The sequence below is a fragment of the Streptomyces sp. NBC_00637 genome, from assembly GCF_045161545.1.
Taxonomy (GTDB): domain Bacteria; phylum Actinomycetota; class Actinomycetes; order Streptomycetales; family Streptomycetaceae; genus Streptomyces.
Window position 1 is genome coordinate 2,313,962 of sequence record NZ_CP109046.1, and the last position, 12,256, is coordinate 2,326,217.

17 protein-coding genes are annotated in these 12,256 nt (G+C 73.9%); 5 read left to right on the forward strand and 12 right to left on the reverse strand.

Annotated elements, in window-relative coordinates:
* Positions 1-121: 121 nt before the first annotated feature.
* From OG440_RS09770 to rimP, 3 genes are all read right to left on the reverse strand, one after another.
* A complete protein-coding gene (locus OG440_RS09770; RefSeq protein ID WP_406006450.1) occupies positions 122-418 on the reverse strand; it encodes a YlxR family protein in 297 nt (98 codons plus the stop codon).
* 124 nt (positions 419-542) lie between these two features.
* Positions 543-1,529, reverse strand: coding sequence for a transcription termination factor NusA (gene nusA / locus OG440_RS09775; protein ID WP_406006451.1), 987 nt, complete (start codon positions 1,527-1,529; stop codon positions 543-545).
* A 2-nt stretch (positions 1,530-1,531) separates the two neighbouring features.
* The gene (gene rimP, locus OG440_RS09780) at positions 1,532-2,068 is read right to left on the reverse strand and encodes a ribosome maturation factor RimP (protein WP_406006452.1); all 537 of its coding nucleotides are present in this window, start codon (positions 2,066-2,068) and stop codon (positions 1,532-1,534) included.
* A 225-nt stretch (positions 2,069-2,293) separates the two neighbouring features.
* Here rimP and OG440_RS09785 point away from each other — a divergent pair, with 225 nt between their 5' ends.
* Genes OG440_RS09785 through OG440_RS09795 form a run of 3 tightly spaced genes read left to right on the forward strand, consistent with a single transcriptional unit; the run spans position 2,294 to position 4,339 of the window.
* A complete protein-coding gene (locus tag OG440_RS09785) occupies positions 2,294-2,896 on the forward strand; it encodes a hypothetical protein (protein ID WP_406006453.1) in 603 nt (200 codons plus the stop codon).
* The gene (locus OG440_RS09790; RefSeq protein ID WP_406006454.1) at positions 2,893-3,411 is read left to right on the forward strand and encodes a ferritin-like domain-containing protein; all 519 of its coding nucleotides are present in this window, start codon (positions 2,893-2,895) and stop codon (positions 3,409-3,411) included. Before OG440_RS09785 ends, OG440_RS09790 begins: the two co-directional genes overlap by 4 nt.
* Before the next feature lie 28 nt (positions 3,412-3,439).
* Positions 3,440-4,339, forward strand: a complete 900-nt coding sequence (locus tag OG440_RS09795) for an aminoglycoside phosphotransferase family protein (protein ID WP_406006455.1) — start codon at positions 3,440-3,442, stop codon at positions 4,337-4,339.
* Positions 4,340-4,554: 215 nt separating this feature from the next.
* On the opposite strand, the gene OG440_RS09800 is transcribed toward OG440_RS09795, so the two are convergent.
* The 4 genes from OG440_RS09800 to OG440_RS09815 are packed head-to-tail and all read right to left on the reverse strand — an operon-like array spanning position 4,555 to position 7,514.
* Positions 4,555-5,145: a hypothetical protein gene (locus OG440_RS09800; RefSeq protein ID WP_406006456.1), complete on the reverse strand. Its 591-nt coding sequence runs from the start codon at positions 5,143-5,145 to the stop codon at positions 4,555-4,557.
* A gap of 28 nt (positions 5,146-5,173) precedes the next feature.
* Entirely contained in the window at positions 5,174-5,734 is a 561-nt protein-coding gene (locus OG440_RS09805; RefSeq protein WP_406006457.1) for a WhiB family transcriptional regulator, read from the reverse strand.
* Positions 5,731-6,918, reverse strand: coding sequence for a BN159_2729 family protein (locus tag OG440_RS09810; protein WP_406006458.1), 1,188 nt, complete (start codon positions 6,916-6,918; stop codon positions 5,731-5,733). Before OG440_RS09810 ends, OG440_RS09805 begins: the two co-directional genes overlap by 4 nt.
* Complete coding sequence (locus OG440_RS09815) at positions 6,915-7,514, reverse strand: RNA polymerase sigma factor (protein WP_406006459.1); 600 nt, start codon at positions 7,512-7,514, stop codon at positions 6,915-6,917. The genes OG440_RS09810 and OG440_RS09815 overlap by 4 nt, the downstream gene beginning before the upstream one ends.
* A gap of 459 nt (positions 7,515-7,973) precedes the next feature.
* Here OG440_RS09815 and OG440_RS09820 point away from each other — a divergent pair, with 459 nt between their 5' ends.
* Positions 7,974-8,396 carry a helix-turn-helix domain-containing protein gene (locus tag OG440_RS09820; protein ID WP_406006460.1) on the forward strand — a complete coding sequence of 141 codons (423 nt, stop codon included), beginning with the start codon at positions 7,974-7,976 and terminating at the stop codon, positions 8,394-8,396.
* Positions 8,397-8,689: 293 nt separating this feature from the next.
* Positions 8,690-8,836 (forward strand): hypothetical protein, encoded by a 147-nt coding sequence (locus OG440_RS09825; RefSeq protein WP_406006461.1) that lies wholly within the window; start codon positions 8,690-8,692, stop codon positions 8,834-8,836.
* 15 nt (positions 8,837-8,851) lie between these two features.
* Here OG440_RS09825 and OG440_RS09830 read toward each other — a convergent pair whose 3' ends face one another.
* Genes OG440_RS09830 through OG440_RS09850 form a run of 5 tightly spaced genes read right to left on the reverse strand, consistent with a single transcriptional unit; the run spans position 8,852 to position 12,235 of the window.
* Entirely contained in the window at positions 8,852-9,067 is a 216-nt protein-coding gene (locus OG440_RS09830) for a ferredoxin (protein WP_406006462.1), read from the reverse strand.
* Positions 9,068-9,070: 3 nt separating this feature from the next.
* A complete protein-coding gene (locus OG440_RS09835) occupies positions 9,071-10,288 on the reverse strand; it encodes an NADH-ubiquinone oxidoreductase-F iron-sulfur binding region domain-containing protein (RefSeq protein ID WP_406006463.1) in 1,218 nt (405 codons plus the stop codon).
* Positions 10,285-10,866 carry a ferric reductase-like transmembrane domain-containing protein gene (locus OG440_RS09840; RefSeq protein WP_406006464.1) on the reverse strand — a complete coding sequence of 194 codons (582 nt, stop codon included), beginning with the start codon at positions 10,864-10,866 and terminating at the stop codon, positions 10,285-10,287. Before OG440_RS09840 ends, OG440_RS09835 begins: the two co-directional genes overlap by 4 nt.
* On the reverse strand, positions 10,863-11,891 hold the full coding sequence (locus OG440_RS09845) for an FAD:protein FMN transferase (RefSeq protein WP_406006465.1): 1,029 nt from the start codon (positions 11,889-11,891) through the stop codon (positions 10,863-10,865). The genes OG440_RS09840 and OG440_RS09845 overlap by 4 nt, the downstream gene beginning before the upstream one ends.
* A complete protein-coding gene (locus OG440_RS09850; RefSeq protein WP_406006466.1) occupies positions 11,891-12,235 on the reverse strand; it encodes a hypothetical protein in 345 nt (114 codons plus the stop codon). Before OG440_RS09850 ends, OG440_RS09845 begins: the two co-directional genes overlap by 1 nt.
* Positions 12,236-12,256 lie beyond the last annotated feature (21 nt).

Below are 12,256 nucleotides of genomic sequence, written 5' to 3' on the forward strand. Positions count from 1 at the left end.
CCGGACCGTCGCTACTTCATGGGCGTACTCATCGCGTGCTCATCGAGTGCTCATCGCAATCTCGACCTACTTCCAACTCGCGGGGTACCAGAGCCGCACGGAGGTTCCGTGCGACGCCTTCTTACGGTGTCGCCTGTTCGGCAACGTTCGTCTGCTCGACGTACTGGCGCAACGCCTTTGTGTCGAGCGCTCCCGGGGCTCGCAACGCCCTCGTGAACGCCCGGCGGCGTACCGCCTGGTCGAGACAGACCGGGGCGGGATGCAGATACGCACCCCGGCCGGGCAGCGTACCGCGTGGATCGGGGACGCATGCGTCCTTGATCGCCACGATACGCAGCAGCTCCGTCTTGGCCGCCCGCTCCCGGCACCCCACACAGGTGCGTTCAGGGCATGCTCCGGCGTGCGTCCGGCCAGACATTGTTAAGTCTACCTCCCCGCGGCGACCTCACCCCTTCGGGTAAGGACTCGAACACCTGCCGCGTTACATCTGTCGTGATCTGAGCCCCGGAAGGCCGAGATCTATTCCCCCGCTGCTCACCGGGCTACTCGGTCGGCTGTTCGATGTCCGGACGGATGTCGATGCGCCAGCCGGTCAGGCGGGCGGCGAGCCGGGCGTTCTGCCCTTCCTTGCCGATCGCCAGCGACAGCTGGTAGTCCGGCACCGTCACGCGCGCGGAGCGGGCCGCGAGGTCGACGACCTCGACCTTGGAGACCCGGGCCGGGGACAGCGCGTTCGCCACCATCTCGGCCGGGTCGTCCGACCAGTCGACGATGTCGATCTTCTCGCCGTTCAGCTCGCCCATCACGTTGCGCACCCGGCCGCCCATGGGGCCGATGCAGGCGCCCTTGGCGTTCAGACCCGAACGGGTGGACCTGACGGCGATCTTCGTACGGTGACCGGCCTCGCGTGCGATGGCGGAGATCTCGACCGAACCGTCGGCGATCTCCGGCACCTCCAGGGCGAAGAGCTTCTTCACCAGGTTGGGGTGCGTGCGGGAGAGGGTCACGGACGGACCGCGCACCCCCTTCGCCACCCGTACGACGTACGACCGCAGGCGCATGCCGTGCGGATACGTCTCGCCGGGAACCTGCTCCTGCACCGGCAGGATGGCCTCCAGCTTGCCGATGTCCACCAGCACGTTCTTCGGGTCGCGGCCCTGCTGGACCACGCCGGTGACGATGTCGCCCTCACGGCCGGCGTACTCACCGAGCGTCGCGTCGTCCTCGGCGTCGCGCAGACGCTGGAGGATGACCTGCTTGGCCGTGGTGGCGGCGATGCGGCCGAAGTCGGACGGGGTGTCGTCGAACGGGCGGGGCTCCTGCCCCTCCTCGAGGTCCTCGGGGTCCTCCTTCGCCCACACGGTCACATGTCCGGTCTCCCGGTTGAGCTCCACGCGCGCGTGACGGCGGCTTCCCTCGGTGCGGTGGTAGGCGATGAGGAGGGCCGACTCGATCGCCTCGACCAGCAGGTCGAAGGAGATCTCCTTCTCCCGCACCAAGCCCCGCAGGGCACTCATGTCGATGTCCACGGCTACGCCTCCTCTTCCATCTCGTTCTCGTCGTTGTCGTTGTCCGCGTGCTGGTCGCTCTTGTCCTTGCGGTTGAACTCGACCTGCACGCGGGCCTTCTCGATGTCCCCGAAGGAAAGTCTGCGGGCGGTGGCCTTGCGGCCCTTCACGCCGGGGACCTCGAGATCGAGTCCCTCGTCGTCGACCGTCAGGATCCGGGCGGTCAGTTCGCCGCCCTCGGTCAGCTGGAACCGCACCAGCCGGCCGACGGCACGTACGTAGTGGCGGTGTTCGGTGAGCGCGCGCTCCGCGCCCGGGGTGCCGACCTCGAGGGTGTACTCGCCCTCGCCCATCGCGTCCGTCTCGTCGAGCTTCGCCGAGAGCGCGCGGCTCACATCGGCGATCTGGTCCAGGTCCGCTCCGGAGTCGGAGTCGACGACGACGCTCAGCACCCGCTTGCGTCCGACGGAGTCCACGGTGATCTCTTCGAGATCCAGTCCCTGGGAGGCGACGAGCGGTTCCAGGAGCTCTCGCAGCCTCTCGCTCTGGGTGGTGCTCATCCGGGTGACTCCTCGGCCGCGTGTGCTGTTGTGGGACGGTGCGCGTGTCTGGTCAAAGGGTATCCGGTCGCAAGGTGTGTTGCCGTCCACCTGTGCACGGAGGGTGGCGGCCCCGCACGGGGCGGTGCCGCTGAGTGATGCGGGGCGGCCGCGCGGGTACGGTGATCGCGGGCCCGCCGCCCACCAGGACACCAGTTCCGTACGAGCTCCCCGAGGACGCCCGCCGTGCCGTTGCCCCTCTCCTCGCGCACCCCCTCGGGGCCGCGCCGAAGATCCCTGCTCGCGTCGGCCGCGGGAGCGGCGCTGCTCGTGGGTTGCTCGTCCGCCGCCGAGGAGTCCGAGGAGAGCGCGAGACGCAGCCTGTCGGTCACCGAGCGGGCACGCGCGCGTGCGGCCCGGGAGAGCGGCGACCTGGTGGCACGGTACGACGCCGTGCTCGCCGTCCATCCGACGCTGGCGGGGCTGCTGGGGCCGTTGCGGGCGGAGGCCGTACAGCACGTGGAGGCCTTCGGAGGCACCCCGGGGACGACCCCCTCCGCGACCGACTCCTCCCCCTCCGCCACGAGTTCCGTCACCGATCCCCCCACTTCCGCCACCTCCCCGACGAGTTCGGCCTCGACCGCGCCGGCCGTTCCCTCCGTCCTGCCGTCCGCCGTGCCGATCCTCGATACGGACGCGATCGCCGGGCTGGCCGCGGCCGAGCGGGCGCTCGCCGACCGCAGGGCCACGGAACTGCTGGACGTCCCCGGCGAGCTGGCCCGGTTGCTGGCCTCGGTCGCGGCGGCCGGCGCGGCGCACGCCTATCTGCTGACGGAGGGTGCGCGATGAGCGAGGCCACGAGCGCGGAGCTGACCGCACTCCAGGCGGCGCTGGCCGCCGAACACGCCGCGGTGTATGGGTACGGGGTCGTCGGCGGACGGATCCGCGAGGGGCGGCGACCCGAGGTACGGGCGGCCTACGACGCGCACCGGGCGCGCCGCGACGCGCTGGTGCGCGAGCTGCGCGACCTGGGGGCCGAGCCGGTCGCCGCGAGCGCCGGGTACGCGCTGCCGTTCCCGGTGCCGGATTCCGCGGCGGCGGTCCGGCTCGCGACCGAGCTGGAGGATCGCGTGGCCGGCGTGTACTCCGACCTGGTGCGGGCAGCCGGGGACGCACGGCGCCGGGAGGCCGCGGGCGCGCTGCGGGACGCGGCGGTCCGTGCGGTGCGCTGGCGCGGCGGGAGCGTAGCCTTCCCTGGTCTCGCCGAGCGGACCGGTACGGATCCGGCCACGGGCTCGCCGTCCGCACCGGCAGCGGCCACGCCTCCGGCGGCGGCAGGTGCCTCGGGCACACCGGCGGCTTGACCCGAAGCAGGAAGGAAGCGACTCGCGCATGGCTTTCGAACCGCCGCAGCGTCTGGTCAGGGCGCTCGGTGAGACGGCACCGGACGGTGACGGCTGGTTGGAGAAGCTGCCGGAGACGGTCCGACAAGCCGTCGCGCTGAGCGAGTCGACCGTCGACCGGGTGCAGGTACCGGGCGGCCGGACCAGCCTGGTCGTCCTCGTGCGGCGCGCGGACGGGACACCGGCCGTGCTGAAGCTGGCCCCGCCCCGGTTCCGGCCGGAGGCGGAGCGGGCCGCGCTGGCGCACTGGGACGGCCTGGGCGCCGTCCAGCTGCTGGACGGACCGCGCACGGCGGGGGCACTGCTGCTCGAGCGGCTGCATCCCGATGTGTCGGTGCGGTCGCTGGCGGAGGCGAAGGCCCTACTGGAGGCGGCCGGGACCTTGCGGCGGCTGTGGGTCGAGCCACCGGCCGGCCACTCCTTCGAGTCCGTGGCCGACCGGACGGGACGGCAGGCGGAGGCGATGCGGGCGAGCGCCGGGGCCGAGCCCGAGGTGGCGGCCCTGGTGGACGCGGCGCTCGCCGCCCGCGCGGAGCTGCTGGCAAAGCCGCCCGAGCACCGGCTGCTGCACGGCACGTTCCGGCAGAGCAAGGTGCTGGCCGGGGAGCGGATGCCGTGGCTCGCGGTGGGACCGGATCCGGTGGTCGGCGAGTGTGCCTTCGACCTGGCCCGGCTGGTCCGCGACCGGGTGGAGGACCTGATCGCCTCGCCGTCCGGGGCGTCGACGGTGCGGCGCCGGGTGAAGCGGCTCGCGGAGTCGCTGGAGCTGGACCAGGAGCGGCTGCGCGGCTGGACGCTGTTCCGGGCCGTGGAGTCGGGGGTGCGGGCCCGGCGGGTCGGGCGGACGCGGGACGCCGAGCTGCTGCTCGAATTCGCCGGCTGGCTGTAGCGCACGCCGGGGACGGGACGAGAGCGGACCGCCGGATGCGCGGGCGCGGGACGGCCGGACGCGGGACCGCCGAGCCGCCCGCGCGGTGCCGGCGGGACAGCGCTCCCCTGCCGGAGGTCCCCCCGCAGGGGAGCGCTGTGGGTCCGGCCGACATGCCTCCCGAGCCTGCCGACCGGAGTTTCGCGGGGTGGCCACGAAGCCCGTGCCGTGCGGTGTCAGTGCTCGGCCGGCCGTGCCCTCGGCCGTCGCTCGGCGGGTGCGGCGAAGAGAGTTCCCTCCAGGGCCAGCAGGCGGGTGTGACTGCGGATGTGGGCGGCCTGCTCCACGGCGTCGGGGCCGTCCCGTTGCAGGTGGCCCGTGGGGCGCTCGGTGTACGGGACGTGCGCGAACAGCGGGACGTCCCTGGGGGGCAGACCCCAGGACAGCTGCCGTCCCCCGGCCACGAGGCGCAGCAGGTGCGTGCCGTCCGTCCCGGCGCCGACGGCCGGGACGACGACCGCGCTCGCCGGGTGCAGCGCCGCCAGCCAGGCGAGGAGGTGCGCGCGTTCGAAGGAGACGCGGGTCAGCTCCCGCTCGAAGGAGTCCGCGTGCCGCTGCCAACGGGCCAGCTCCCGGCGGCAGTCGTCCAGGTCCGGGGAGGCGCTGTGGCGGGGCCGGGTCCGCGGTCCGGGGGCCGGGCCTCGCGGCCTGAAGAGGCGGCGAAGGGCGGCCAGGCGGCCGGCGGGACGGGCGGCTCGGGAGCGGCGGTCGCGGGAGCCGTCGGGCAGGGGCTCCTCGGGCGGACGGCGCATCGAGGGCAAGGACATCGAGTACTCCGGTGGCGGTGAACGGGGGCTATGTCCGGGGCGGGCCGCCGGGTGTCCCGGCCGTGCCCCCCTGGCGGTCGCGGCCCCGGGCGGTCTCGTCGCGGACGCGGGTGGTGCCGGTACGGCGGTAACGGCCGGCGCTGCGCGCGTTGGCGAGCCGGCAGGCCTCGTCGACCGGCTCCCGCAGGCGCAGGTGCCGTTGGTAGGCCGCCCGGGTCCCGCACGGGGCCGACTGCCCCCGCGGCACACCGGCCGGCGCGACGCGGGATGTCTGGAGGTCTGCGGGCGGCACCTGCCGCGACCGGTCCGCCTGATGCTCCAGGGCATGACGCTGAGGGCCTGTCAGGCCGGCGATGACACCGTCGCGATGGCATTCGGGCAGTCCCTTCTCGCGCAGGAGGACGGCGGCCCGGCAGTGGGCCAGCACCGGACAGGCCGCGCAGATGGCCACGGCACGGGACGAGGAACGGCGGGAGAACCACAGGTCCGCGTCCTGGTGCCGGCAGGCAGCGCTCGACTCCCATGCCCGGCTCCCCCGGTCCGCCCCTCCCCCGGCGCCGGTCGGTCCCCTCCACCGACCGGCGCTCATCGGACCGGCCCCGCCGGTCCGGCCGCGGCGACCGACGGCACGAGCGGCCCGCAGGGTTCCGCCCAGGCCGCCCAGGCCTCCCGGTGCGGCGGCTCCACCGGCTCCGGCGCCCCCGACGGCGCCCCGGATCCCGGCTCCTGCGCCTGCGGCTGCGGCGGCTGTTCCTCTGCCGGACCCTGCGCCGGTGTCGGTGTCCGCGCCTGATCCGGCCGGTCCGAGACCGTCCGCATACCCCACGGATACGGCGGCCCCGCGAGGGTCCGCGGGTCCGGCAGGTCCGACATCACCCGGGGCCGCGGCACGTCCGGCCGCGCCGCCGTCTCCGAGACGTCCACCGCCGCCCACGGCCCGGGCCCGCCCGGGAGCGTGTGCGGTACGGCCCTGCCGTACGGCGTCGGCGGGGTCGGGTGCGGCAGGGCCGGTGGGGTGGGCAACGCCGACGGGTGTCCCGCCGGGTCGACGGCCGTGCCATCCTCGTCGGGCCGCACCGGCGACAACGGCCCCAGGTACGCCGCCACGTTGGCGAGGGAGCACCGCTCGGGCCGGCCGTCCAGGGCCATCAGGGGCATCCCGTCGCCGCTTCGACGGCCCTCGAAGTACCAGATGCCCCCGTACCCGTCGCGCAGCGGTAAGGCCAGGTCGTACAGGGTCTCGCCGAGCCGGAACCGGTGCTGCCCCTCGCCCGTGGTCGGCTCCGGAGGCGCCACGGAGGCGCTGAGGGCCACCACCGTCACGCGGACGCCCTCGCGTTCCCCCTCGCCCGTCAGGGTGTGGTCGTCGGTCCGCTCGCCGACGAGTGCGATGCCGAAGTACGAGCGCCAGCGCGCCCATTGGGCCGGGCCGTCGACGCGGAGCAGGACCCGTACCCGGTCGCCCTCGACGCGGACGGCGTGCGGGCCGGGGTGGGTGTCCAGGTGCCGCTCGACGGCGCGTGCGACGTGCCGCGCCCGTTCGCAGGAGGTGTCCCAGTCCAGGGCCTGCCGCTCCAGTGCGGTGACCGGCCGGGCGGTGCGGGCCCAGCCGCCGTCCGGTGTCCGGTAGAGCACCACGCCGAAGGAACGCTCGGGGTCGACGAGGAGGCGGGCCGAGTCCAGCGCGTGTGCCACGGCCGCCGCCTGTTCGGTCCGGACGGCTCCCAGCACCGTGCGGATCACGCGCGCGGCGTGCGGGACGTTCCCGTTCACACCGCCACCGCCCCGGCCGTCCAGCGCAGTTTCTGCAGCGCCCGGTGGGTCAATGCCTTGACGGCGCCGACGCTGCGGCCCATTTCCAGGGCCGTCTCCTGCGCTGTCAGTTCGTCGAGGAAACGGAGTTGGACGCAGTGGCGCTGCTGGGCGCTGAGCGTGTGCAGGACGGTGCGGACCGTTTCGTGCGCCTCGACGGCCTCCAGCTCGCGCAGGGCGAGCGACTCCGGACCGCGGCCGGGTACCTGCGGGTCCTGGAATTCGGCGACCGGGGTCTCCAACCGGGTTCGGCCGCGGCCGAGTTCGTCCAGGTAGAGGTTCCTGGCGATGGTGACCAGCCAGGCGGCGAACGCCGTGCCCTGCCAGACGTACCCGTCGATGCGCCGCAGCGCGCGGGTGAACACCTCCTGGGTCAGGTCCTCGGCCAGGTGTCTGTTGCGCGTTCGGACGAGCAGAAAGCCGTACACGAGGCGGTAGTGCTCGTAGTAGAGGGTGGCGAACGCCTCCCGGTCGCCCGCGCGGGCCCGCGCGATCAGCTCGGGTTCCGGACCGTCCGGACCGTCCGGAGCGGACGTGACGTTGTTCGGTGTGGACACGGTGGGTACTCCCGTCGACGTCGTGCGGGGTGCGGTGCGAGGAACGCTCGCATCTGCGATATGCATGTAGATGTAGATTCGGCGGCCGGACGTCCGGCCGCCCCGCTCCATGACGAAGCAGGGCGACCGATGACCCGAGATGCGCGGTGACGCGATGGCCGTGACGCGGGGCGCCGGCGACACGGACTGCCGGATCTCTCGCCGGAAGGGGCGCGGGGCCCCACTTCCTCCGCGAGCCGGACGGCCCGCCGCCGGGCCGGTCTACAGTCTTCACGTAGATGCATACAGTGTCAAGTTGCGTACGGAGCGCAAGGTTCGGGTGTGGTGCGGCGAGGGGGAGCACGGGGGGCGCAGGTGTGCGCCATCTCCTCGGCAGTGCTCCGGCGTGCACCGACAGCCCTGCTCGGCGGTCTGCGATCTACTTGCGCTTGTAGATATCGATGACCGATCCTCTGAGTCGTGACGAACCAGCAGAGCCGCCCAGGAGACCCCACACCCGGCGACGATCCGGCACGCCAGGACGTGGACCTGGCGACTCTGCTCGAACGCCTGCTGGCGCAGGCTCCGGGAAAGACGCAGAAGGACCTGGCCTCGGCGGCCGGCATCTCGTACCCGACGCTGAACGCGTGGATGAACCGGACGCGCGGCACCTCGCGCATCGACCCGGAGAAGTTGCGGGCCATGGTCGACGTGTTCCGGCGCTGGGGCGTACGGACGACGCCGAGGGAGTTCTTCGAGGCGGTCGGCCGTCCCGCGCCCGGACCCAGCGGGGACGAGCGGGAGGCACGACTCCTCAAGCTGTACCGGCAATTGCCAGAGGCACGTCAACGCGCGTTGTTGAAGGACGCCGAGGCAATGTTGCAGGTCAGCCGCATCACCTGAGGTCAGCGGCACCGCTTCGGCCCACGGGCCACCATGCCGGTCCCCCGCGGACACGCAAGGCGGTCCGCCCCTTGCGGATGAATATGACCGAAACCCCCCCTACCCACGACGCCCACGGCTACCATCAGTGGGCCGCTGGCCTCCCGGAGCGGATCACTCGTGTCACGTTGTGCATCCCTGGGGAGACAGTTGTGTGCATCCACATTTGCGTGGCAGACACTTTGCCCAAAATTGCGGTCTGGGACCCGGATGAGGTCAGTATCCGCGTAGCCAGAGGCTTCCAACCGAGTGACGTGCTCCGGGAAGTTCGCGACATTCTGATGGTCGACCTGGGCGCCCCCGCCTCACGGGGCAGCCTGCTGTGGTGCTTCTGCGGCATGCGGGTGGAACTCCCGCACGAACTCGCGCCCCGCGGCTTCCTCGCGGTCGAGGTCTGCTGATCGTCCTGCCCCCGCTCAGCCCGCCCTCCCCGGAAGCAACGCCAGGGCGAGGACCGGGCAGGCGGCGGCCGCGCGCCGGGCGCGTCTCTCGGTGGCGGCCGGCACCGGGGCGCCGTCGACCAGGGGGTAGCCCCACTCGTCGAGCGTGATGTGTTCGGGGAGGAAGTCCGCGCAGAGACCGTGGCCCTGACAGGCCGTCCAGTCGATGTCGATGTGCCGGGCCGTGCTCATGGGTCAGCCCTCCTCGGGGACGGGCAGCAGGGGCGCGTGATCGGTCGCGGTGCAGTGACCCCGGGCGTGCGCGTCGACCTCGGCGGCGAACGTGGTCAGGGCACTGCGGACCAGACGGACGGTGCCGTCGGGGTGATGGCAGGCGCCTCGGCCCTCGACGAGACCCGACCAGCGGGCCAGATCGGCGCGGACGGTGCCCTGGGGACCGGGTGCGGCAAGGGTACGGAAGGCGGTGGCGATGCGGGGCAGGCCGTTGAGACAGGGGCCGCACTGGCCGGCGGACTGGAGGGCGAGATGGCGCAGGACGCGTGCCGTCTCGGCGGGACCGCAGCGGTCGACGGGCAGTACGGCGAGGACACCCGCTCCCAAGTAACTGCTGTCAAGAGCGAGTTGACCGGCCTCCGGGGCCGGGATCCACGTTCCGTGATAACCGCCGACCAGGACCGCCTGGGCGGCTTGCAGCGGCAGCAGCCGGCCCAGGGGCAGGCCGTAGGGCGCCTCCACCACCCGGGGTTCGCGGCCCGGCACATGGACCGTGCACAGCACGCTGCCGGGCTGGGTCGGGGTACCGGCCGTGCGGAACCAGCCGGCGCCGTAGCGGGCGACCAACGCCAGGTGGGCCAGGGTCTCGACGTTCTGTACGAGGGTCGGGGCCCGGTGCACTCCGCGCTCGCGGACCGGCGGGCGCCGATGGGTGGGCAGGGCCGCGCCACCGGAGACGTACCGGGCCAGGGCGGCGGCCTGACCGGAGAGGAACGACCCGGGCAGGCGGACGACCTTCACCGGCACCGGATCCGCGGTGCGCTGGGCGACGGCGGATTCCAGCCAGGTCGCGCCGTCCTCCACGGCGAGATACGCCTCCCCCGCGCCGACCACCCGGGCCGCCGCCTGGAGTCCGTCCAGCACGAGATGGGGCGACAGGCGCAGCAGGGTCTTGTCCTTGCGGCTGGCCGGCTCCCCCTCGGCACCGTTGGCCACGACGACGGGAGCGCGGCCGGTACGCCGACCGGCCTCCGCGACGGCCACGAGCTTGCGGTACGTCGGGAAGCCGGCTCCGCCGCGTCCGGTGAGGCCCGCCTCGGCGACCGTGCGGAGCAGTTCCTCGGGGTCGCCGTGCGGCAGCGGGCCGTAGCGCTGGTGGTGCGTGGCGAAGTCGGCCGGGGTGGCTCCGGGGGCGAGGAGACGTGGGGGCATGTGGAGGTCCGGGAAGACGGTGGTCACGGTCGGGCTCCTTCGGCGGTGCGCAGGAGGGCCGCGGGAGTACGGCGGCCGGCGCGGGCGGCGTGGGCGAGGCGGGCGGCGAAGGCGGCGACCGTCGCGGCCACGCAGGCGACGGTCAGCCAGGTCATCCAGTCGGCGCCGGTGTCCGTGCCGATACCGACGCCGTGCACGAGGGCGGCCGGCCAGGAGGCGTACGCCAGCCAGTGGACGGCCCGCCACGCGCGGTGGCCGAGGCGCTCGCGCAGCAGGCTGGTGACCAGGACGGCGAGCACGAGGTCCAGGGCGACCGTGCCGAGGCCGAGCCAGAGGGGCTGGTAGTCGCCGGCGAAGGGGACGAGGACGTCCACGACGGTGATGTCGACGTAGCCGTCCACGACCGCGGCGGTGATGTGCAGGGCGAGGAAGGCGGTCGCGGAGAGGGAGAGCGTGCGGTGCAGGCTCATCGGGCCGAAGCGGGGCAGCCCGGGGAGCCGGGTCCTCGTCCGGACGGCGATGCCGAGCAGGACGACGACGGTGAAGAGGATCAGGCAGACGGCGCCCGTTGCCCGGTTGGCGTACCAGAGGGTCTCGGAACTCACGCGGCCGCCTCCGGGCGGTGGGCGCCCCGGTCGGCCTTGACGGCCCCGGTCTCCGCCTCGGCCTCGATCGCCGGACGGGCCGGGTGCGGCCAGCCCGGAGTCGTCACGACCGTGCCGTCCTGGGCCACCAGTCGGGCCGGCAGTCCCCTGCGCGTCAGCCAGCGCTCCGCGCCCGCGCCCTTCACCAGGGCTGCCGTGCTCGCCGCGTTGGCGTCGGCGCAGGTCGTGGCGGCGACGGAGACCGTGCGCCAGGGGGAACGGACCGGCAGGCCGGTGCGCGGGTCGACGATGTGGTGCAGGTCGTGACCGCCGCGCCGCCAGCGCCGGGCGGTCGTGCCCGAGGTGGCCAGGCCGCCACCGCGCAGGCCGACCGAGTCGTAGGGGCCCTCGGCGGGGGTCTCGTCGACGGCTCCCGTGACGTCCTGGACGCGGATCTGCCAACCGCCCGCCGGGGGCTCCCCCGCGACGGCCGTGTCGCCGCCCAGACTCACCAGGACCCCACAGCCGGCCGCCCCGGCCAGCGTCCTGGCGGCCCGGTCGGCGGCCCAGGCCTTGGCGGTGGCGCCCAGATCGAGGCGGACGCCCTCGGGGACGGTCACCGTGCCGGTCGCCCGGTCCAGGCGCAGGGCGCGCCAGCCGGGGGTGCGCCGGACCGTGAGGCGGACCGGGCGGTCGTCCTCGCGGACGAAGGTGAAGTCGCGGTCGTAGCCGAGGGCGTCCATCGCGGAGCCGACCGTGGGGTCGACCGCCCCGTCGGTCGCCTCGGCCGCGCGCAGGGCCACGTCGAGGGCCTCGGCGAGCAGCGGGCTGACCCGGACCGGGCGGCCGGTGGTGCCGTCGAGGGCGGCCAGTTCGGAGTCGGCGCGGAAGCGGCTGCACGCCGCGTCGACCTCGGCGAGGTGCCGGACGAGGAGCAGGTTGCAGGATTCCAGCAAGGCCGGGTCGGTGACGACCAGACGGACCGTGGTGCCGAGGGCCCGCCACTGCGCGGCGGCCGTGGTGCGGGACCCGGGGAGGCCGCTCATCACGACGCTCCCGACGTGGAGTCGGCGGAGCCGCCGGAGGAGGAGGTGAGACCGCTGTCCGAGGAGGAGCTGCCGCTGTCCGACGTCGAGCCGCTCGACGAGCTGCTCGACGAGGAGTCCGTGCCGCTGTCGGTGGTACCCGTGCCCGTGTCCGAGGAGCCGGTGTCCGAGGAGCTCGTGCTCGTGCCGCTCGCCGTCGTCTCGGCGTCGGCCTGCATGGTGCCGACCAGGGCGAACACCCCGGCCGCCGCGGCGAGCGTGACCGCCGCGGCCAGCGCGGCCGTACGCCGCGCACCTCTGCGGACCGCTGCCGCGGCCCCCCGTTCCTCTTCCCTGGTCGCCATGACCGTTCCCCTCCGCAGTGA

Excerpts from the sequence above, each read along its gene's own strand:
- OG440_RS09770 (WP_406006450.1), bottom strand. The coding sequence starts at position 418 with ATGTCTGGCCGGACGCACGCCGGAGCATGCCCTGAACGCACCTGTGTG.
- rimP (WP_406006452.1), bottom strand. The coding sequence starts at position 2,068 with ATGAGCACCACCCAGAGCGAGAGGCTGCGAGAGCTCCTGGAACCGCTC.
- OG440_RS09790 (WP_406006454.1), top strand. The coding sequence starts at position 2,893 with ATGAGCGAGGCCACGAGCGCGGAGCTGACCGCACTCCAGGCGGCGCTG.
- OG440_RS09795 (WP_406006455.1), top strand. The coding sequence starts at position 3,440 with ATGGCTTTCGAACCGCCGCAGCGTCTGGTCAGGGCGCTCGGTGAGACG.
- OG440_RS09800 (WP_406006456.1), bottom strand. The coding sequence starts at position 5,145 with ATGTCCTTGCCCTCGATGCGCCGTCCGCCCGAGGAGCCCCTGCCCGAC.
- OG440_RS09805 (WP_406006457.1), bottom strand. The coding sequence starts at position 5,734 with ATGAGCGCCGGTCGGTGGAGGGGACCGACCGGCGCCGGGGGAGGGGCG.
- OG440_RS09830 (WP_406006462.1), bottom strand. The coding sequence starts at position 9,067 with ATGAGCACGGCCCGGCACATCGACATCGACTGGACGGCCTGTCAGGGC.
- OG440_RS09845 (WP_406006465.1), bottom strand. The coding sequence starts at position 11,891 with ATGAGCGGCCTCCCCGGGTCCCGCACCACGGCCGCCGCGCAGTGGCGG.
- OG440_RS09850 (WP_406006466.1), bottom strand. The coding sequence starts at position 12,235 with ATGGCGACCAGGGAAGAGGAACGGGGGGCCGCGGCAGCGGTCCGCAGA.